Genomic DNA, 19,810 nt, shown 5'->3' with positions numbered 1-19,810 from the left:
CCGCCTTCGGTTTCATCCTGACAGACTTTCCTGAAGAATCTCCACCTGATCTTGTTCTTGTTCCTCGTTTTTCTTCTGCATTTTATACTTCATTTCTCTCACGGACAACACTGAAGTCATCAGGCTCCGGGTATAGGGATGATTCGCTGAGCTGGCCAGCTGCGAACTCTCCACGACTTCGACCACCTCACCCTGGTACATGACGGCAATTCGGTCGCTCACCTGCTGGACCACTGCAAGATCATGCGATATGAAAATAGATGAGATACCTGTTTCCTTTCTCAACTCCACCAACAAATCCAGGATCTGCTGCTGAATGGAAACATCCAGTGCGGAGGTGGCTTCATCGAACAGGATAATGTCCGGCCGAACACCAATCGCACGAGCAATGACTACTCTTTGCTGTTCTCCTCCGCTCAGTTCATGCGGATATTTATCCGCCGTAGCGGCAGACAATCCTACCCGTTCCAACAGCCTGAGCACTTCGTGCTCCGCTTGTTGGCCCTTCATTATTTTATAATTGATGAGTGGTTCGCGAATAAATGCTCCAACTTTCATTCGCGGATTAAAGATAGCCGAAGGCTCCTGGAAAACCATCTGAATCTGCTTTCGTTGATAGCGTAACGCCTTTCCGTTCAATCGGGTAATATCCTGCTGACGATATCGAATTTGTCCTGAAGTCACTCGCTCCAAATGGGTTACACATCTGGCCAGTGTGCTCTTCCCGCTACCACTCTCCCCGACAATTCCCAGACATTCCCCGGGATACAGCTCCAAATGAACAGCTTTCAATGCATCCACTGCCCTGTGTCCCTTTAACTCATAGGTTTTGCACAGATTTCTCAGTTCCAGAATCGGTAACCGCTCATGAGCCATGAACATTCCCCTCCAATTCAGGTACAGCACTCAGCAGCTTGCGAGTGTATTCATGCTGAGGGTCGGAAATGACGCGGAGAGTATCCCCCATCTCGACCAATGCACCATTCTGCATCACACCAATTCGGTCAGCCATATGAGCTGCAACAGCAATATTGTGCGTTACAATAATCATGCCTGTCCCTTGACGGGAACGAAGCTCGCTCAATCGGTTCATCACTTCATTCTGTGTCGTCACATCCAGCGAACTCGTCGGCTCATCCGCCAGCAGAAGCTCTGGTTCCATCGTAACCGCCATAGCTATCGCCGTTCGTTGTTTCATCCCCCCACTGAGCTGCGAAGGGTAGGAACGCATGATTCGTTCGGGATCTTCCAATCCCATGTCCGAGAGCATATTCATAGCCATGGTTTGGGCGGCTTTTCTGGACACGGTGAAATGAGTCCGAATTGCTTCAATATACTGACTGCCGATGCTGCGAATCGGATTGAGATACGAACCACTGTCCTGAAACACCATGGCAATTCGCTTTCCGCGCACGCCAGCCCAATCCAAACGCGAATCACGTAATAACACTTTTTCTTGAAAAGAGATCTCTCCCCCGACGTATCGCCCACCTTCTGGAAGCAGGCCAAGCAAAGCCCGAATCAGGGTTGATTTCCCACTGCCACTTTCACCTACAATCCCGATAATCTCCCCCTTATTCATGGAGAAGGATAAGTTCCGTAGAGCCAGAGAATCACCTTTGTAGGTTACGGACAGATGATTGACACTAAACAGGGGTTTCATTACTGCCCAACCTTGATATTACGATCCAGCAGATAGAAGTCGATCGGGTACATCGTTGCACCTTGCACGTTACTTTTACTCACAATATTAATCGGGGTATAGGTCAAAAACATATAGGCTGCATCGTCCAGAATCATCTGCTGGGCCTCTGCTGCAAGGGCATATCTTTTCTCCACGTCAAACTCGGAGTGAAGACGATTGATGACCGCATCCAGCTTCGGATTGCTATATCCGCCCACACTCCATTCCGCGCCCGTCATAAAGTAGAAATCCAGAATATACTGTGGGTCACCCGTGATGCCTGTATTAATACTGGTTAAAGCGAGATCGTAATTCCCGCTCTTCTGATGATCTGTCAGATCCTCATAAGAGGTCATCTCCAATTGAACGCCAATCTCCTTAAGCTGGGACTGCATCGCAGCAGCCACAATCGAATCAGATTCGTAAGCGGAGTTGAGAATCAGCTGTAGCGACAGCTTCTTGCCATCTTTTTCACGAATGCCATCACCATCTGTATCCTTGAAGCCAGCCCCATCCAGCAGCTGTTGGGCTTTCTCCGGTTCGTAATCATATCCTTTGATCTTGTCATAGCCAAAAGGCAGAGCTGAGGTAAATGGCCCTTTGGCTGCCTGACCGCCCACCAGCGTATTGGCATACATCTCCCGGTCAATACCATAAGAGATCGCCCGGCGAACATCCGGATCACTCAGCAGCGGATTAGTCGTGTTAAACCACACAAACTGGGTACGCAGGCTGGGAATTTCATCAATGGTGTATTGACTCTTGTCCTGGAATAACGCCAAACTGCTGCGTCCCACGTTACTGGCAACATCAATCTCTCCGGATTGCAAAGCAAGTGCACGTGTACTGTCATCCTTGATGTATTTCAACGTCAACGTGTCGACATCTGCCGCGCCGCTCCAATAACCGTCATACTTTTTCACCTGAATTTCTTGATCCGGCGTATAACCCGTCACCATAAATGGCCCGGTAGCAACCGGCTCGCTCTTGAATTTGGATGTATCTGCACTGGTATCCACAATGACAAACAGTGGCTCGGCAATATTACCAGGCAGGGACGCATAAGGCTCTGTCGTCTTGATCGTCAAATCTTGCCCTTCAGCAGTCATCGAGGCCACTGGCACAGTTGCTTGTCCTCTTTCATTTAACTTAATGGAGCGTTCGATCGATTTTTTCACCGCTTCTGCGGTTACCTTATTTCCGTTATGGAAGGTTACACCCTCTCGAATATGAAAATGCCAAGTCGTGTCATCCACACGTTCCCAGGTGTCTGCAATTTTAGGGACCAGCTTCATATTCTCGTCAAACTGAATCAGCGTCTCACCAATCCCTGCACGCGTAAGCGTCCAGCCATTCCATTCTTCTGCCGGGTCCAGATTGCTTCCAAGCCAGAACAAGGCCACATTCAGATGAGTTGGTGCACTTGTCGTACCCTTGTCCGTAGCCGCCGACTTCTCCGTTGCACTCGACGCGGTCGATGGATTATTGGTGGTGCCACAAGCTGCAAGCATGAACACAACGAACATGGATATGATGGTAAGAAGGATTGATTTTTGAAAATTCCTCTTCATTCTGGTTCCTCCAGTTAAGCTGTATTTTTCTTGGGATCAAGTACATCTCGCAGACTGTCTCCCAGTAAATTAAAAATAATGACAGTACTAAATATCGCTAGACCCGGATATATCAACAGCCATGGCGCAGTCTGCAGATATCTTCTGCCTTCATTTAACATGGCCCCCCACTCGGGGTTTGGTGGCTGCGCGCCGAGCCCGAGAAAGGACAAGCCCGAGATGGACAGCATCATGCCGCCCACATCCATCATCGCCATGACGATGAGTGGAGACATCATATTGGGCAGGATCGTCCTGCCAATGATCTGTATCTTACGTGCTCCGCTGAAAGCAGCGGCAGCGACATATTCCTTTTGCTGAAGTGAAATCACCAGGCTTCTCGCCATCCGTGCATACTTCGCCCACCAGACGACCGACAGTGCCAGCACCGTATTGAACAATCCCGGACCAAGCATCCCCACTACAGCGATCGCAAAAATCAGGCCCGGAAATGCCATTAGGGTATCAGACAGGCGCATGAGCACCATATCCGTCACTCCCCGAGCAAAACCGGCGATGACCCCAATCGCTACACCCAGTACGAACACAATGCCAATCATCATAAAGGTGAGCAGCAGTGATGTTCGTGCACCGTACAGAAGGCGAGATAATACACAGCGGCCCAACTGATCGGTTCCAAGGGGATATTCCACGCTGGATGGCTGCAATACTTTGGCAAAGTTCGTGGCAAGTGGATCGTATGGTGCAAGCAGCGGTGCAACCATGGCAAGAATAATCCAGAAGGCGGTCAGAGACAGCAGGAATGTGAACCCGCGATTCTGCAGTAATACAAGTGTGAATGCTCTCATCTATACATCCACATCCAGTCGGATTCGGGGATCACGAAGATGAGTCCATATATCAACCAGCAGATTCAGGGTGACATATATGATCGCCATCCAGATGACATATCCTTGAATCAGTGGATAATCCCTTGTGAAAATCGCATCTACAGCCATCTGTCCAACGCCCGGCCACACAAATAAACTTTCCACAATCGCTGCGCCACCTAACAAAGCACCTGTCGTCATGCCCATAAGGGTAACGATCGGCAGCAGGGCATTGGGGAGAATATGACGCAAAATAATAATCGACTCCTTCACACCTCTGGATCTTGCTCCGACCACATAGTTCTGGCTTGTCTCCTCAAGCAAAACCACACGAATCTGTCTGCTGTACTGGGCAACAAGTGGAATCGCGAGTGTACATGCAGGCAGAATCAGGCTGTACCATCCGGAATTGCCCATCACCGGCAGCAGCTTCAGCTGTACACCGAAGACCAACATGAGCAACATACCCAACCAGAAGCTGGGCATCGATAATCCGGCAAATGAGAACAGACGAATGACGTGATCAAGCCATTTGTTACGATAGACAGCCGACAGCATCCCCAATGGAAAGGAAACCAGTATAACCAGGAACATGGCGCTTCCTGTTAGCCAAAGCGTTGCCGGGAGCCGTGCCATCAGCACGTCCAGTACTGGGCGATTGTATTTATATGATGTGCCGAAGTCTCCGGTCACCACCTGTCCCAGCCATGTCCCGTATCGGTATAGAAAGGGCTCATCCAATCCAAGTTCCGACCTCACCTGCCTGACCAGCTCATCGGATGGCGTCACCCCCGTGGACATAAGCATAAGTCTGGCTGGATCTCCCGGAGACAGGTAGGTTAGCAGGAACGTCAGGAACGTGATGCCGAACAACACAACGACCAGTTGTAATAATCGTTTAACGATATATCTGCTCAAGTGTTCAAACGTCCTTCCCCAAAACTTTATGTATGTGCCCTGATGTTCTCGTCCATAGCAAAAAAGGCGTCCCTCTCCGTGTTACTGGATGAGGACGCCTTAAATAAACAGATTTTCAGAAAAAATCATGCTCTCTAAACACCTTCCTATCTCCCGTAGGGTACTACTGTGTTTGTTAAACCTGGCAGGTCTCCTGGCTCCAGAATCATCGTCACTTGCAGCTCCTTCCCGGTCTAAACCAGTGGATTATCGCTACCTGACTCCTCTGTTACAGTGGCGGGACCGCGCCGGTATTACACCGGACTTCCCTATTAAGCTTTCACCCTGACGGGCGAAGCACCAAGTTCCACATATTTAATTGAACTTACTGCATTTCACATCACTTCTGTATCAGTATAGCGGGACGACAGATAATGATCAAAACTTTTCTTTTCAAATTGCAATCGTCAATACATCTAATCTCGCGTTCGCGAACCCTTTGGTGACACACCCGTTACCCGTTTGAACATCTTGGAAAATAATAGCGGATCCGTGTAGCCTACGGAATGGGCTACTTCGCTCACGGAAAGAGCGGGATTACGCAGCAGCTCTGCAGCCCGGTTCATGCGATATTCCAGAAAAAAGGATTGCAGCGACTTGCCATATCGCTCCTTGAACAGTCCAGACAGATACGTTCGATCCAGCCCCACAGCCCGGGCAATGTCCAGGATGGATGTTCGCTGGCTGTACCGAGTCTCCATGAACTGAACGGCCTGCCGAATATACGCCTCTTTGCCAGACAGGAGCTGGCTCTCTTCTTCCAGTTCAGGCGAGGATGAGATCAATTCAGCGATTAAACGGTACAGCAGGCTTTGATAGAGTACATCGCCTCCCGGACGCAAGCGCGTTGTAGCCTGTACCATATCGTCATATAAGTGGGCCATCCTGTCTGGATCATGGGCATTGAATACCGGGTGTTCTGCGTTTAATAGTGCACGCTGCAGAAAAGCCTTTGCCTGAACACCTTTGAAACCAAACCACGAATAGGTCCAGGGGTCCTGCGAATCAGCTTCATAATGAATAACCGTGTCCGGTAAAATCACGAACCCTTGCCCCTGAGTCAATTGATATTCTCGACCTTCCATATACACGGTGCCCCGGCCTTCATGAATGTAATGCACAATGTAGGAATCCCGTACACCAGGCCCCCAATAATGCGCAGGATCACACGCCTCCCAGCCAAAGAATAACAGGACCAGCTCCATCTGCGTCCATCCAACAGGAACAACGTTCATCTCCACTTTTCGGCTCATCCTCTGCCTCCTTCCGTACCATCCGCCGTTTTCTCTCTTACATGTCTCTTAAATTATAACAGCTGAAGTGTACTAATCTGAATAGAAAGCGGAAACAAAAATGGGATTATGCCATGTTTGAGAGGGGTTGAGCCATAGTTATATGTGCCGAATCGGCCTATAGTTGGGGTACAACATTTTTCAGGGAGGCTTAACGTCAAATGAACAAAATTACGTTTCTCGGTGCGGGCAGCACCGTCTTTGTCAAAAATGTATTGGGTGATGTCATGATGACCGAAGCACTGCAGGATTTTGAGTTGGCATTGTTTGATATCGATGCTGAACGTTTGAGCGATTCCGAGCGTTTGCTGACCAGCCTGGCCCGTTCACTCGGAAGTCGTTGCGTCGTGAACGTATATCAAGACCGCAAAGAAGCACTGCGCGGGGCCAAATATGTCATCAACGCCATTCAGGTCGGTGGGTATGATCCATGTACCATTACGGACTTCGAGATTCCGAAGAAATACGGACTGCGTCAAACGATTGCAGACACACTCGGAATAGGCGGAATTTTCCGTAACCTGCGGACGATTCCGGTCATGCTGGATTTTGCCCGGGATATGCAGGAAGTATGTCCGGATGCATGGTTCCTGAACTACACCAACCCGATGGCCGTGCTTACCAACGTCATGAATGTGCATGGCGGGATCAAAACCGTAGGTTTGTGTCATAGTGTGCAGGTATGTGTACCACATCTGTTTGATGCACTAGGGATCGATCAGACAGGTGTTGTCGCTAAAATCGCAGGGATAAACCACATGGCGTGGTTGCTCGAAGTTACAAAAGACGGGCAGGATCTGTACCCCGAGATTAAACGTCTGGCGAAGGAAAAACAGAAGGAACAGCATGACGACATGGTTCGTTTTGAGTTGATGCAGCGTTTTGGGTATTATGTAACAGAATCCTCCGAACACAATGCCGAGTACCACCCTTACTTCATCAAGCGGAATTACCCGGAGCTGATTGAACGCTTCAACATTCCACTGGATGAGTATCCACGCCGCTGTGTGAACCAGATTGAAGGCTGGAAAGAAATGCGTACCAAGCTGTTTGCCAGCGAAAATATAGAACATACCCGCAGCCGTGAGTACGCATCGCATATTATCGAAGCGATGGAGACGAATAACCCGTACAAGATTGGCGGCAACGTCATGAACAACGGACTGATTACGAACCTGCCGCGTGAAGCATGTGTCGAGGTACCTTGTCTGGTCGATGGATCAGGAATAAGCCCTACGTACATTGGGGACCTGCCTCCACAACTCGCGGCTTTGAATCGGACCAACATCAACACGCAACTACTGACCATTGAAGCAGCAATCACTGGAAAAAAAGAGCATATCTATCACGCCGCCATGCTTGATCCACACACGGCTGCCGAACTGTCTATCGACGACATCGTAGCGATGTGTGATGAGTTGATTGAAGCGCACGGTGACTGGTTGCCGAAATACACCTCATAATTATATAAAAGCACCGTTTCCTTTGCAGCTAAAGGGGACGGTGCTTTGTACTTTAATTAGTCAAATACGATAATGAATGCCGAATAGGAACCGCAACCTTCATATCAGGCGCAAGAACCACTAATGTTCACTCTTGATGAAATTGTAAGGGCATTTTAATTCTTACTTCATCCAAATGAATTCTGTGCCCAGTGCAATAATCTCTTTTTTGTAATTTTGCCGTGCGAGGTATGTTTGACGACTTGTCCCTGATCAAGCAGAAGTACCTGTGGTGACTCATGGTGAACCTGGGTCTCTTCCGCAATGTAGCGGGATAGCGAACGATTTTCAATCACTTTGACGATGCGGTAATCCATGGGTTGTTTGGGATCTGACGCATTGGTGCCCACAAACGCCATAAACTCTCTGTAAGCTCTCGCACTGGTCGGACACGTCGTGCTGTGCTTCAGGATAAGCACCGGATGATCCTGCGAGCGGTGAAGCGCGTCTTCCCAGTCACCGGGTTTGTGCAATTCCCGGACATGCTCGCTGAGCATATGTTCAGAATCTGACCCCGCGCGTTTGCTAACCACCGAACCAATTACAATGCCGAGTGCCAAGCCAAAAGCAATCCCGAGTCCAAGCTGCTGTGTAGCTGTACCAATACTTACTCCCATGGCAACACCTATAGCCAGCCACACAGCTTGATGATTTACTTTTTTCTTCATTCAGATCTTCCCTTCTTACACTATGTATATCAAGGCAACCTTCCCACCTTATATTCTGACCAAATTATAGCATAGGCCTCTGTACGCAGGCCTCGATAATCTTCATCTCCGGGTACAGATTTCAGTGTTTCGATTTAAGCAAAATGCCCATTTGTGATACACTGGTTGTAATTTGGAAACGATGAACATGAAGAATGGATTGGAAGGGCGGAAATTCCATATGACATACGCGTTTATGATTGAACCGCAGGACTTTATTGCGCTGGATAACGAAGACGAGCTGATTGAGAAATGTCAGGAGTGGGGCCTGCTTTCCGGTAAAGCAACCAAACTCAAAACGTTCTATTATAAAGGAAACGGTCTGAACATGCCGTGTACCATCATTGGATATGTCGATCACATGGCAGCCGTGATTCAACTGGATAATGGACAAAAGCATTGTATTCACCCGTCTTATCTGAAGGAAATGCAAGCTTCCAGTTACAGCGCCAGAAGCATAAGTAATGCCGGATCAGATCGCAGCATAGAATCGACAACTTCGGATACAGTCGCACCGGATGCCTCTGCTGATGTTACGCCAACTCCCGATGCACTGGCTAATCCGGATGAAATTCCGGCGGATCTGGAGGATGCGGACGACACAGACACAGATGAGTTCTCCACTGGGCTGAAGGGCGATCCGGATGGACTGGTGGAAGAGTATGTTGGACCTCAAACTGGGGTAGACAGTGAAACCAAACCCAAAGCCAAAACAGCAAGTAAGGCAAAGGCGGTCAAGATTGATCTGCCCGAAGGTAAAGTGAAGATGAGTGCTGTTGTCAAAGAATTCACCACCGTACCGAATCACTTCTCGGACAATGACGATGAAGTCATCATCTATGAAGCTGTTACCATCTTGGAGCCAGACGTCATCGATGTTGGAGAAGCCTGGTCGAGCCACAGTGCCACCATGAAAAAACACGAGCTTGAAGTCGGAGACATCCTTACGTTTGAGGCGAAAATGATTAAGAAAAAGCTGACACGTAACCCGGTTCCTTATAAAATCAACAATCCATCCAAGATTCAGAAGGAAGGCTGATCACGAGTCATTCCAAAAATCAGCACAAAAAACCTCCAAGACTGTTAAAGCAGTTCACGGAGGTTTTTGCCATTTTGTTGGCTATATTAGCGAAGAGTATACTCTTAAGCTTGTTCCGGCGTAGCACTGATTTGAAATTGTACACCGAATTTGTCAACGACTGAACCGTAAGCTGGACTCCAGAACGTCTCTTGTATCGGCATTTTCACTTCGCCGCCATCTTCCAGTTGGTTGAAAATCGCTTTGGCTTCTTCCGCCGTATCCGTGTTCACCGTAACCGTAACATGATTACCTACAGTGTACGGCATGCCTGGAAACGTATCGGACAACATTAATACCGAGCTGCCAATCTGCAAAGAAGCATGCATAATACGGTCTTTCGCTTCTGGCGGGATGGGGTGATTCGGGTCGGATGGACCGTCGCCAAATGTTTGAAGTGCGAGCACTTCCGCTCCAAATGCCTTTTGATAAAAATCTACCGCTTCGCGTCCATTACCGTCTGTTACGAGATACACATTCAAGCTGATCGACATGCGTTCTTCATCTCCTTGGGCTCATGTAATTATACGATTTGCGACATGAGTATATCGGAACAGGTTGTCCTTTGACAAGCTTATATTTCTGCACACATCTCTGTGGACCTTTACCCGATTAGGGTTACCAACATATTCATAATCCATCCCTCTCTACACTACTTTTTGCGCTATCATATATAGTAGAGAAACTCCTCTTTCCGATAAAAAAAAGACCACTCTCCCGAATCCTGTCGGTAAAATGGTTGTGTTCATTCCTATGAAGTTATCGAGCTTGAACGATGTTATCTATTTCACTTTTCAATAAGAGGTATCGGTGAACACTTCTCATGATCGGGACCTTCGTTAGTTTGTTCTTGTCCACGTACAGTTTCATCTGGTCTTTGGTCAAACCAAGCAAACTTCCAGCTTCCGATACCGTCAACACTACCTCTGGGTTCGTAGCGTTAAACGTCTTCTTTACTTTCTGATTCCAGTCCTCGAATACCTGCATAGATCAGTGACATCTCCTATCCATAGCCAGTTATTATCAGGCTGAATATATCCAGTATACCACACTTGTGCTGCTCGTAACTTAATCCTTGCTCAGAACCATATTCTGATAGGCATATTCCCTGCTTGACCCTGACGTTAACTCGAGGGTTTATACTGGCTTCAGGGGGGATTAGCATGAGTATGTCACCTGAACATGTAAACAAGAAACAACGCAACATTGGCATGGCCATTATTGGAATGAGCTGGTTAACGATGACATTGGGTCTGTTTTTTGCTACACTCGCAGGGAAACTCGTTAGCACGATGAGTACTGAAGAATGGATGATCCATCTCACCCAGGCTGTTGTCATTACAAGTATCGTCTTACCTTTGTTACTCCTCATTCGAAGACACTTCCATATGAAGTCCGTCCTTCTTCCTCTGACAGGCAAAAGCATAGTTCACTTGTTATCCGGGGCAATATTTGCCACTTCTCTGGCCTTCATGGGGTTGGTGATCGCCAGTATGAACAACTGGATTACGATTACAGAGTGGCACTTCTCAGCCGAGCTCTTGCTTGCTGTCGTACTTAATAGTTGTATTGCTTTCTTGTATGAAGCTTTGCCTGAGGAACTATCCATGCGAGGCATGGTATATGATGGATTACGCTACAGACTGCGACTTCCTGTGTTTTTCGCATATGTAATTCAAGTTCTACTCTTTCTACTGGTTCCGATAAGTGTCAGCCTATTGCAAGAGCTCGTCGGTATGGATGCCGGAAACCGGATAACCTTGGATTATATGATCCTGCTCTTGACCTATGGTATTACGTTACAGCTTCTGCGCAGTTTGACCGGATCTTTATGGGCATCCATCGGATTTCATATCGCTTACCTGGAAGTAGCCAGATTCGTTGTTGTGCCAGGTGATAACCCGGCATTGTTAAACTATACCGCGCAAGATAACGGTTTGGCCGAAATATTTATTTTATATATGATGATAATCTTCGTCGGTGCGATCATTCTCGCGGTGCTCAATGCTTGGCGCTGGTGGAGAATGCATAAATCATGAGGGAGGGCTCTGCCTGTTGTATACCGTTGGACAACTATCCAAACATACCGGAGTATCCATCCGAACACTGCATTATTATGAGAAGCTGGGTTTACTGCGCCCGGCCCGTAATGAGAACAATCAGTATCGCTTATTTGGTGAAAAGGACATTTTACGGCTTCAGCAGATTACCATTCTGAAGAAAATGCATTTTAAATTGAATGAGATTGGAGAATTCCTCAATCAGGATGCTGCTCGCTCCGAGCCAGATAGCACCCTCACTTTATGGAATCATACGTTGGAACAACAACTGGCCGTTGTCAAGGAACAGCAGGAGAGATTAAGCAAGGTGGAGCATCTTCTTTTTTCAACCATATATGCCATCAGAGCCTCCGGTACAATCAACCTGGATGAGATGTTGGGTTTCATCCGTGAATTGGATCAGCCCCCGGTCAGATTCCGTCAGGATGTTTTTACACCTGAAGAAATGGAATCGTTACCCCTGAATCATCAGAACCATTCATTATCCATGGAATGGGCGGATATTCTGAAAGATATTGATACATGCAAGACGGAATCTCCAGATTCCGAAGCCTCAAGGTTGCTGGCCGTCCGAATCTATGATTATGCTGAAAGGACTTTTCAAGGAAATGTAGATTTGGCAGAAAAGTATTGGGAATATATCACCCCAGAGGATGATCAGCCAGCTCGTGTGTATGGGATGACAACGGAAACCATGCGTTACATCGAAACGATCCTGGACCGATGGACAGTCCAGAATCCTGGGGATCAACCATAAGAGCCACTTCGAAAAGTGGCCCTTGATCCATTCCTTGTTACGCTTCATTACACTTCGTTACGCCTCTTCCCAGAAGCGACGCAGGTTGTCCATGGCAATTTTGGATGCGGACTTGCATTCCTCCATGCCTTCGAACTCCACCGTGATGTTGCCATCATAGCCGGAATCTTTGATCAGCTTTACAATTTTGCGGATCGGAATATCCCCTTGTCCAACAATAGCACCTCGCAGGAAGTTGCCATTGGCTGTCGTAAACCATTCACCCTCACCCGGATGCTCATCATAAGGACGGAAGTAGAAATCTTTGAAGTGGACCAGGGAAGCGTACGGCAGATTTTTCATGACACCAATGATTGGATTCTCATCCACACACATGAAGTTGCCAATATCGAGTGTTGTCTTGAAGTTCGGTCGATCCACAGCATGTAGTACACGCTGCACCCGGTCACTCGCCTGGACGCTAAAGCCGTGATTCTCAATGGTTGTCGTGATACCAAACTGTGCAGCATAGTCCGCAATGATCTGGCTTCCCCTCACCATCAGCGGCAGATGCTCCTCGAACCAGGCAATGGTCATCTTCTCCTTCGGCAGGGTAAATGCCGTGACGTCATGACGGAGATGTTTTACACCCATCCGGTGTACGACATCCACATGTTTTTTGACCCGAGCCATCTCTTCTTCAAACGCCTCTTCCGTCTCTTGCACGAAATTCGCTGGCATGGAGTAGTTGGACAGCTCAATACCCGCAGACGCTGCCCGTTCCCGAATCGCATCCGCCAGATCAGGATTATCCTCCACGGTATAACCATAAGGCACCATCTCCATATGCTCGCCACCGTTCACCGCAATCCAGTCGATCACATCCAGCACCGTCATCTCACCGGAATTCAAGTCGTTCAACAAACTGTACGTGCTCAGGCCCACTTTCATCTGCTCAGCTCCCTATCGATATTGTTGGATGAATCGAACCGCCTTGCGAATATCCTCCTCCGGCTGATGACCTACCTCGCGTTCGATCGTCAGATAACCGGTGTAACCAATCTCCTGAAGCGCTGCAAAGTATGCGTCAAAATCAACACCGCCCTCGCCCAGTGGAACCTCACGGAAGAATGTTCCTGACGAGACCATCACAGCGATCTTATCGTGATCCATAGGCGCATAACCGACTGCACCGTATACATCTCGTGGGTCCACTTCTTTCAGCCGCACCCCATCCTTCACATGGGTATGTACGATGTAATCCTTGAGCAGATGAACGCCCCGAGCAGGATCATCTCCGGTCACCATCACCATATTCGCCGGGTCAAAATTCACCGATACTCCGTTGGTCGAAAGCGTATCCAGGAATCCTTTCAAGTCAGCTGCCGTTTCCGGCCCTGTCTCAATGGCAAAGTATGCACCAACGCTTTTGGCGTATTGGCCCAATTCTTCACAAGCAGCGTGCAGCGTAGCGTACACTTCCGATGAAGGATCGTGTGGAACAATGCCGATATGTGTTGTGACGATGTTGGTGCCCAGATCGAGAGCCAGATCCACGATCCGCTTCGACTTTTCCACTTTCCACGGATTATCTTCCTTGACCTGAAACCCATGTCCGCCCAGATCGCCAACCAGTGCTGAAATGTCGAGACCCAGAGAATCGATGTAACTCTTCAGCTCCTTACGCGCCGCAGGCGACAAATTCTCAGGGTCCATCTCTCCCTTGACAGCATAGATCTGCACACCTTCTGCACCTACGTCTTTGGCCTTGTTCAACCCTTCTCGTACACCTACGCCAAAGCTATCCACGATGACACCGATCTTATTCGTTAATTTCATGTCATACCTCCTGTGATTGAATGAGTAACTCTACGTTCTCATGTAAATGTAAGGTTCGACTCATTACTGATATCAACAAGCTTCACCGACTTAATCTCATACGGTTTGAAGGTCAGTTCGAATGCTCCGTTTGGACAAGCCAACGGATGGATCTCATCCTCCAGCAGATTAATGATAGACGCCTTCATTTCCTTCTCAGCCCACTGAACTTGCACCGTTTCCCGACCTCCTGATGATTCGTAGAAACGCAGCACCGTTCCTGAGCCATCTTCCGCAGCCTTAATTGCATCCAGAATGACATGCTCACTCTGGAACTGAACCCAAGCGTGCTCAGCTGGCAAGTGACCCGAAGATGGACTCGCTGCAACAACCTCCACCGGATGATTCAGCTCCATCGCCCGGCGAACGACTGCAGCTTGTCGCCAATCCCCCTGATGGGGCAGGATCGAATACGTGAATTCATGATCGCCCTGATCGGCATACTCATCCGGCCATTTCGGCGCACGAAGCAGGGACAGGCGGACCGTCCGATCCTTGATGTCGTATCCGTACTTGCAATCATTGAGCAAGCTGACACCACTATTGCCCTCCGAGATATCTGCCCAGCGATGCCCGCAGACCTCGAACTGTGCTTGTTCCCAACTGGTGTTGTTATGGGTCGGACGCTCCAACGCTCCAAACGGGATCTCATAGGCTGCTTTGGCTGCTACCAGATCCACCGGAAAGGCCACCTTCAGCAACTTATGGCTCTCATTCCAGTTCACTTTCGTATGGAAATCAACCCGTCGCTGGTGGCGATACAAAATGATATCCTGGCTGATCTCCGATTGATTCAGCTTCCAGACCAAACGTAGTACATCCCGCGTAGTCCCGCGCTGTACAACCTCTCTGGAGATCAACTGCACCGCCCCTGCCCGCTGGGATTCAAATCGTGGATCGATATCCCAGGCATCCCAGTACGTCGGTTTGTCATGGAAAAACTGCCACTCATTCGCCCGATCACCGGGCTTCAGCCAGTCGCGTCCTACCGTTTTGTCATACCATCGGGTGATCTCTCCCAAGTCATTGAACTCAAGCATGTAAAATTCGGTTTCCCATGTGGAAGGGAAGGGTTCTTCTTCCCTTACTGGAAGGATAACATCCGGTGCCTCGCGCAGCCATATCGTTGTATACCCAAAAGCAGGAATCGACGGAACATGCACGAGCAGCGTATACTCGTCTTCCTTTTGCACCAGATCACTGGCCAGACGGTTTCCTTGACGATCGAATGCAGCCATCCCGGCGAGGTGGGCATCGCCTGTAATGGTGATATTCTCCCCACGTTCCCAGCCGAGACTGTTGAATATAATGTATGGGATACCATCCACTTCATCGGTTGCAATGTTCTCCGCAAGGGTATTCAGCGTTTTCCGCAGTGCGGATGTCCCTAAAGCAAAAACTTTCGTGTACTCCTCGGTGGACGTTACATATACTTCAGGAATCGATGTTCCCGGAATAATGTCATGGAATTGGTTGAGCATGATCAGCTTCCAGCCTTCATCCAGATCATTCTTCGTGTGTGCAGCGCAAGCTCCGGCAAATTGCCCCCAGATCTCCGTTTCCCGGTACAGTACCTCTGCCTTTCGATTGCTACGTTTGTTCCTCGCATGAGTTGTGTACGTTCCCCGGTGTAATTCCAGGTACAAGTCCCCGTGCCACTTTGGCAACGTTGGTTTATTGGACGATAGTTCTTCAAAAAAAGCGCCTGCCGTGCTGAATTTACTGATTGGCTGCCCGACCATCAAATGGGATCGCTCTGCAAACTCCACCATCTCATTCGTCACACCGCCGCCACCATCGCCATGTCCATAGAGCAACATCTGCTCGGGATGTACATCCTTCTGTTTGTACGATTGCCAATGTTCATCCACATCTTTGGGCCGCGTATGCTCATTCACCCCATGATTCAGATAAGCGAGTACCGAAGTACCATCAATGCCTACCCAATCGAAGAGGTCATAAGGAAACGCATTGGTGTCATTCCAATTCAGTTTGGTGGTCATAAAATAAGGAATATCCGCAAGCTTCAGCATCTGCGGCAAGGAAGCACAGTAACCAAACGTATCGGGCAGCCACTCGATGTTGGAGCGTTTGCCAAACTCCGCCTGGTAGAAGTTCTGTCCATACAGAATCTGCCGAACCAACGACTCGCCACTCGGGATGTTCAGATCCGGCTCCACCCACATGCCTCCAACCAATTCCCAGCGTCCTTCGGCAATGCGGGCTTTAACTCGCTCGTATAACTCCGGGTAATGCTCCTTCACAAAGGCATACAATTGCGGCTGGCTTTGGGAATACACAAAGTCCGGGTACGTATCCATTAACGTACACATGGTCGAGAATGTGCGGCTGGACTTGCGAACTGTCTCACGTACAGGCCACAGCCAGGCAATATCAATGTGGGATTGTCCAACCAGATGCATGAAGCCACTTCGATATTCCTCCGGGTCTTCCTGCTGTACCAACTGTACTAATTCATGTTCAAAGTTCTGTATCCATGCTGCATCCGCCCAGCGGTCCGGATCATTGTACATGTCATCCATCACCTGATGGATGGCTTGAACAAGGGCCATCCGCTTGGGCTCCTTTTCGTTATATGCCCGGAGCGACTCCGCGAGTACCGTCACGCTGTACATCAGGCTCTGCAACGGCTGATTGATATGAACCAATGCTGCCCGGATACCCTGAATTGGCGGCTGAATAACCGCTTGCCGATTGAGTGGATCATGCGGCTCTGGAATGGGATCGTAGAGTTCAATCTCCAACTGCGGCGTATTGCCTACCCGACTTCGCGGAAGAGGCACGAATCCGTGATTCCGATCCAGTCCATGATAAGGCATGCCATTCACCTTCAGCAGCCCTTCTCCTCCGGTCTCGAAAATCAATCCAATGGCCCGATCTTGCCAACTGTCCGGAATCTCCACACGTTTACTCAGAAAATACGTCGTTCCGTGTACGCTGTTCAGCGGACTTAAGCTCTGCATAGCCTTGTCTGTCCGCTCATCTTTATGTTCATATCCCTGCTCATACTCGTATTCCCCTGGCCGAATATATCTGGCCTTCTGCATCTGCCATTCTGGAAACTCAATCGTATCCAGCCATTGCCGCTGCCTCAGATCTTCAATGAATCGCTGAATTCGAATCATACCTCCACCCCCACCTTTTGGATGTGCAGTCTGCAAGCGATCCAGTCTGTGGAATTGCAGCCAACCATAAGCTTGAATTCGCCTGGTTCCACGACAGACTGGAGACGAGAGTCGACCAGCGCGAGATGTTCTTTTTGCACAGGGAACATAACGGTTTGGGTCTGTCCTGGCTCCAGATGGATTTTACGGAAACCTTTCAGTGACATTTCAGCCCGCGTGACCGAAGCCGATACATCGGTGATATACAACTGTACAACCTCATTTCCCGCAACTGCTCCGGTATTCGTGACTTCAACCATCACCTGTGCTTCATCTTCCGGGCCAATCACTTCCGGTACTACCCTAACATTCTCGTATTTGAATTCGGTGTAGCTCAGTCCATATCCGAACGGATACTGCGGCGACAGATCCACCTCCAGATATCGCTTGCCACGCGTGCGTTTGGCATGATAATAGACCGGAAGTTGCCCAACATGCTTGGGAATGGAAACGGTAAGACGACCACATGGATTCACGTCGCCAAACAGAATATCTGCAATCGCGTTACCCCCTTCCTGCCCAGGGTACCACGCTTCCACAATGGCATGGACATGCTCATCAATCCAAGGTTCAGCAATGGGACGGCCGTTGATATAAACCACGATAACGGGTTTTCCCAGCTTATGTACCTCCTGCACCAGCTCCAATTGAACACCCATGAGATTCAGGGACGCCCGGTCAATGCCCTCGCCGCACTCCATATCATTCCATGGATCACCCGTTACCACAGACGCTCCTGTCCGCAAGTCGATCGTGCCTTCACCAAAATCGCGGGCGCTGGACCCGCCCATCACCATCACGATGACATCGGCCTGTTCCGCACAGGCGAGCGCTTGTGCAAAGCCCTCTCTGGAATCGCCTTTAATCCGGCAACCAGGTGCGTACAGCACCTGACCCGAATCCACGCCAAGCTTGCGCGTAATGCCATCCAGTACCGTGACGATCTGTTCTCTCGGCTGTGGCGAGGTATAGTCCCCAAGCTGGTTATAAATATGGTTCGCATTCGGACCAATGACAGCTAACTTCGTACCTGTTTTGGCAAGCGGAAGAATATCCCCCTCATTTTTCAGTAAAATAATTCCCTCTTGTGCGACTTCTCTCGCCAGCTGAATATGGTCTTCACATCCGATGACCTGCTCTGCGAATTCTGGATCAACAAAAGGTTGCTCAAACAGACCAAGTCTGAATTTCATCTCCAGCACCCGCCACACAGCCAAGTCCAGATCTTTCTCTTCGATTAATCCCTGCTCAAGCGCCTGACCAAGATGTTTGCGGTACATGTACCCGGACATCTCCATGTCCACACCTGCCTGAAGGGACTGTGCTACGGCCTGCTCCCCGTTCTCGGCGGTGTTATGTCCATGGACCAGCATCTGAATGGCGCCAAAATCAGTAATGACAAACCCATCAAATCCCCACTGCTCGCGCAGCAGGTCATTCAGCAGATACGTGCTGGACGTGCACGGTACGCCATCAATCTCGTTATACGCGGTCATCACGGAACATGCCCCGGCTTCCACTGCTTTTTTGAACGGCAACAGATCGATTTCATGCAATTCACGTAATCCCATATGCACAGGTGCTGCATTGCGCCCACCCTCTGAACTGCCATAAGCCGCAAAATGCTTGAGTGTCGCCACAATCGTCTGGTTGGAATCAAGGCGGTCACCCTGTAGTCCTTTCATCGCTTCTACTGCAAATTCACCGATTAAGTATGGATCTTCGGCAAAACATTCCTCCGTCCGTCCCCATCTCGGGTCACGTACGACATCAAGCACTGGGGAATACGTTGCCGCTCCCCCCTGGCTTCGGGTCTCCACAGCGATAGCTCCACACATCTTGCGGTATAACTCCATATTCCACGTGCTGCCCACCGTTAACGGTACCGGAAATACGGTCGCTCCAATTGCCATATGACCGTGGGAACACTCTTCCCCGAACAAAATGGGAATGCCCAGCCGGGAATGCTCCATGGCATACTGCTGAATGACATTGGTGGCAACGGCTCCCTGCCGTGGTGTCAGGCCTGTCTCCAGCGTTACTTCAGTCCACGGATCGGCCCGAAGCACACCATACAGAGAACCGACACCACCCTTTTCCATGTCCGCTTGGAACTCTTCCGTCACCCGTACTGTACCATCTGCTGCCTTCACATACGTCTCCCAGCCCATCGGCTGAATGAGTTGTCCAATCTTCTCTGCCGTTGTCATGCGTCCAATCAGATCCTGAACCCGCTCCTGAATGGGAAGCGAAGCATCTTTATAGTCCATATGCACATTCTCCTTATGCGT

General features: G+C 49.3%; 17 protein-coding genes and 1 riboswitch. Of the genes, 4 read left to right on the top strand and 13 right to left on the bottom strand.

Annotated elements, in window-relative coordinates; genetic code table 11:
- Positions 1-12: 12 nt before the first annotated feature.
- The 6 genes from ABTV53_RS00620 to ABTV53_RS00595 all read right to left on the bottom strand — a co-directional run bounded on the left by ABTV53_RS00620 (position 13) and on the right by ABTV53_RS00595 (position 6,334).
- The gene (locus tag ABTV53_RS00620) at positions 13-876 is read right to left on the bottom strand and encodes an ABC transporter ATP-binding protein (protein ID WP_433749508.1); all 864 of its coding nucleotides are present in this window, start codon (positions 874-876) and stop codon (positions 13-15) included.
- Positions 866-1,663 (bottom strand): ABC transporter ATP-binding protein, encoded by a 798-nt coding sequence (locus ABTV53_RS00615; protein WP_433749505.1) that lies wholly within the window; start codon positions 1,661-1,663, stop codon positions 866-868. The genes ABTV53_RS00620 and ABTV53_RS00615 overlap by 11 nt, the downstream gene beginning before the upstream one ends.
- Positions 1,663-3,255 carry an ABC transporter substrate-binding protein gene (locus ABTV53_RS00610; protein ID WP_433749502.1) on the bottom strand — a complete coding sequence of 531 codons (1,593 nt, stop codon included), beginning with the start codon at positions 3,253-3,255 and terminating at the stop codon, positions 1,663-1,665. Before ABTV53_RS00610 ends, ABTV53_RS00615 begins: the two co-directional genes overlap by 1 nt.
- A 14-nt stretch (positions 3,256-3,269) precedes the next feature.
- Entirely contained in the window at positions 3,270-4,103 is an 834-nt protein-coding gene (gene nikC / locus ABTV53_RS00605) for a nickel transporter permease (protein WP_433749499.1), read from the bottom strand.
- Complete coding sequence (gene nikB, locus ABTV53_RS00600; protein WP_433749497.1) at positions 4,104-5,042, bottom strand: nickel ABC transporter permease; 939 nt, start codon at positions 5,040-5,042, stop codon at positions 4,104-4,106. It lies immediately after the preceding gene.
- A 166-nt stretch (positions 5,043-5,208) separates the two neighbouring features.
- Positions 5,209-5,401: riboswitch (cobalamin riboswitch) on the bottom strand.
- A 96-nt stretch (positions 5,402-5,497) separates the two neighbouring features.
- Entirely contained in the window at positions 5,498-6,334 is an 837-nt protein-coding gene (locus tag ABTV53_RS00595) for an AraC family transcriptional regulator (protein WP_433749495.1), read from the bottom strand.
- Positions 6,335-6,534: 200 nt separating this feature from the next.
- Between ABTV53_RS00595 and ABTV53_RS00590 the strand changes: the two genes are divergently transcribed.
- Positions 6,535-7,836 (top strand): alpha-glucosidase/alpha-galactosidase, encoded by a 1,302-nt coding sequence (locus tag ABTV53_RS00590; RefSeq protein ID WP_253429163.1) that lies wholly within the window; start codon positions 6,535-6,537, stop codon positions 7,834-7,836.
- A gap of 167 nt (positions 7,837-8,003) precedes the next feature.
- Here ABTV53_RS00590 and ytxJ read toward each other — a convergent pair whose 3' ends face one another.
- Positions 8,004-8,543: a bacillithiol system redox-active protein YtxJ gene (ytxJ, locus tag ABTV53_RS00585; protein WP_433749493.1), complete on the bottom strand. Its 540-nt coding sequence runs from the start codon at positions 8,541-8,543 to the stop codon at positions 8,004-8,006.
- Between the two features lie 220 nt (positions 8,544-8,763).
- Between ytxJ and ABTV53_RS00580 the strand changes: the two genes are divergently transcribed.
- Entirely contained in the window at positions 8,764-9,621 is an 858-nt protein-coding gene (locus ABTV53_RS00580) for a hypothetical protein (RefSeq protein WP_433749490.1), read from the top strand.
- Positions 9,622-9,725: 104 nt separating this feature from the next.
- Here ABTV53_RS00580 and ABTV53_RS00575 read toward each other — a convergent pair whose 3' ends face one another.
- Complete coding sequence (locus tag ABTV53_RS00575; RefSeq protein ID WP_421895449.1) at positions 9,726-10,154, bottom strand: VOC family protein; 429 nt, start codon at positions 10,152-10,154, stop codon at positions 9,726-9,728.
- A gap of 265 nt (positions 10,155-10,419) precedes the next feature.
- Positions 10,420-10,647 carry a hypothetical protein gene (locus tag ABTV53_RS00570; RefSeq protein ID WP_062837704.1) on the bottom strand — a complete coding sequence of 76 codons (228 nt, stop codon included), beginning with the start codon at positions 10,645-10,647 and terminating at the stop codon, positions 10,420-10,422.
- Between the two features lie 176 nt (positions 10,648-10,823).
- Here ABTV53_RS00570 and ABTV53_RS00565 point away from each other — a divergent pair, with 176 nt between their 5' ends.
- Together ABTV53_RS00565 and ABTV53_RS00560 are read left to right on the top strand one after the other, a co-directional pair.
- Positions 10,824-11,699 (top strand): CPBP family glutamic-type intramembrane protease, encoded by an 876-nt coding sequence (locus ABTV53_RS00565; RefSeq protein ID WP_433749486.1) that lies wholly within the window; start codon positions 10,824-10,826, stop codon positions 11,697-11,699.
- A 16-nt stretch (positions 11,700-11,715) separates the two neighbouring features.
- Positions 11,716-12,477: a MerR family transcriptional regulator gene (locus ABTV53_RS00560; RefSeq protein WP_433749483.1), complete on the top strand. Its 762-nt coding sequence runs from the start codon at positions 11,716-11,718 to the stop codon at positions 12,475-12,477.
- A gap of 57 nt (positions 12,478-12,534) precedes the next feature.
- Here ABTV53_RS00560 and ABTV53_RS00555 read toward each other — a convergent pair whose 3' ends face one another.
- From ABTV53_RS00555 to ABTV53_RS00540, 4 genes are read right to left on the bottom strand one after another with little or no spacing between them, the layout of a single operon-like run.
- The gene (locus tag ABTV53_RS00555) at positions 12,535-13,407 is read right to left on the bottom strand and encodes a sugar phosphate isomerase/epimerase family protein (protein ID WP_433749480.1); all 873 of its coding nucleotides are present in this window, start codon (positions 13,405-13,407) and stop codon (positions 12,535-12,537) included.
- A 12-nt stretch (positions 13,408-13,419) separates the two neighbouring features.
- Positions 13,420-14,295 carry a sugar phosphate isomerase/epimerase family protein gene (locus ABTV53_RS00550; RefSeq protein ID WP_433749477.1) on the bottom strand — a complete coding sequence of 292 codons (876 nt, stop codon included), beginning with the start codon at positions 14,293-14,295 and terminating at the stop codon, positions 13,420-13,422.
- 38 nt (positions 14,296-14,333) lie between these two features.
- Complete coding sequence (locus ABTV53_RS00545) at positions 14,334-17,480, bottom strand: alpha-mannosidase (RefSeq protein WP_433749474.1); 3,147 nt, start codon at positions 17,478-17,480, stop codon at positions 14,334-14,336.
- Positions 17,477-19,789, bottom strand: a complete 2,313-nt coding sequence (locus ABTV53_RS00540; RefSeq protein ID WP_433749471.1) for a glycoside hydrolase family 3 N-terminal domain-containing protein — start codon at positions 19,787-19,789, stop codon at positions 17,477-17,479. Before ABTV53_RS00540 ends, ABTV53_RS00545 begins: the two co-directional genes overlap by 4 nt.
- Positions 19,790-19,810 lie beyond the last annotated feature (21 nt).

This window comes from Paenibacillus amylolyticus, assembly GCF_050990605.1.
Taxonomy (GTDB): Bacteria; Bacillota; Bacilli; order Paenibacillales; family Paenibacillaceae; genus Paenibacillus; species Paenibacillus amylolyticus_H.
Note: the sequence above shows the minus strand (reverse complement) of the source record. Positions and strands in the feature narration are given on the sequence as shown.

Coding starts and splice junctions, on each gene's coding strand:
- ABTV53_RS00575 (WP_421895449.1), bottom strand. CDS start 10,154: ATGTCGATCAGCTTGAATGTGTATCTCGTAACAGACGGTAATGGACGC.
- nikC (WP_433749499.1), bottom strand. CDS start 4,103: ATGAGAGCATTCACACTTGTATTACTGCAGAATCGCGGGTTCACATTC.
- ABTV53_RS00590 (WP_253429163.1), top strand. CDS start 6,535: ATGAACAAAATTACGTTTCTCGGTGCGGGCAGCACCGTCTTTGTCAAA.
- ABTV53_RS00565 (WP_433749486.1), top strand. CDS start 10,824: ATGAGTATGTCACCTGAACATGTAAACAAGAAACAACGCAACATTGGC.
- ABTV53_RS00610 (WP_433749502.1), bottom strand. CDS start 3,255: ATGAAGAGGAATTTTCAAAAATCAATCCTTCTTACCATCATATCCATG.
- ABTV53_RS00620 (WP_433749508.1), bottom strand. CDS start 876: ATGGCTCATGAGCGGTTACCGATTCTGGAACTGAGAAATCTGTGCAAA.
- ABTV53_RS00615 (WP_433749505.1), bottom strand. CDS start 1,663: ATGAAACCCCTGTTTAGTGTCAATCATCTGTCCGTAACCTACAAAGGT.
- ABTV53_RS00550 (WP_433749477.1), bottom strand. CDS start 14,295: ATGAAATTAACGAATAAGATCGGTGTCATCGTGGATAGCTTTGGCGTA.
- ABTV53_RS00580 (WP_433749490.1), top strand. CDS start 8,764: ATGACATACGCGTTTATGATTGAACCGCAGGACTTTATTGCGCTGGAT.
- ABTV53_RS00595 (WP_433749495.1), bottom strand. CDS start 6,334: ATGAGCCGAAAAGTGGAGATGAACGTTGTTCCTGTTGGATGGACGCAG.
- ABTV53_RS00540 (WP_433749471.1), bottom strand. CDS start 19,789: ATGGACTATAAAGATGCTTCGCTTCCCATTCAGGAGCGGGTTCAGGAT.
- ABTV53_RS00545 (WP_433749474.1), bottom strand. CDS start 17,480: ATGATTCGAATTCAGCGATTCATTGAAGATCTGAGGCAGCGGCAATGG.
- ABTV53_RS00555 (WP_433749480.1), bottom strand. CDS start 13,407: ATGAAAGTGGGCCTGAGCACGTACAGTTTGTTGAACGACTTGAATTCC.
- ABTV53_RS00570 (WP_062837704.1), bottom strand. CDS start 10,647: ATGCAGGTATTCGAGGACTGGAATCAGAAAGTAAAGAAGACGTTTAAC.
- ytxJ (WP_433749493.1), bottom strand. CDS start 8,543: ATGAAGAAAAAAGTAAATCATCAAGCTGTGTGGCTGGCTATAGGTGTT.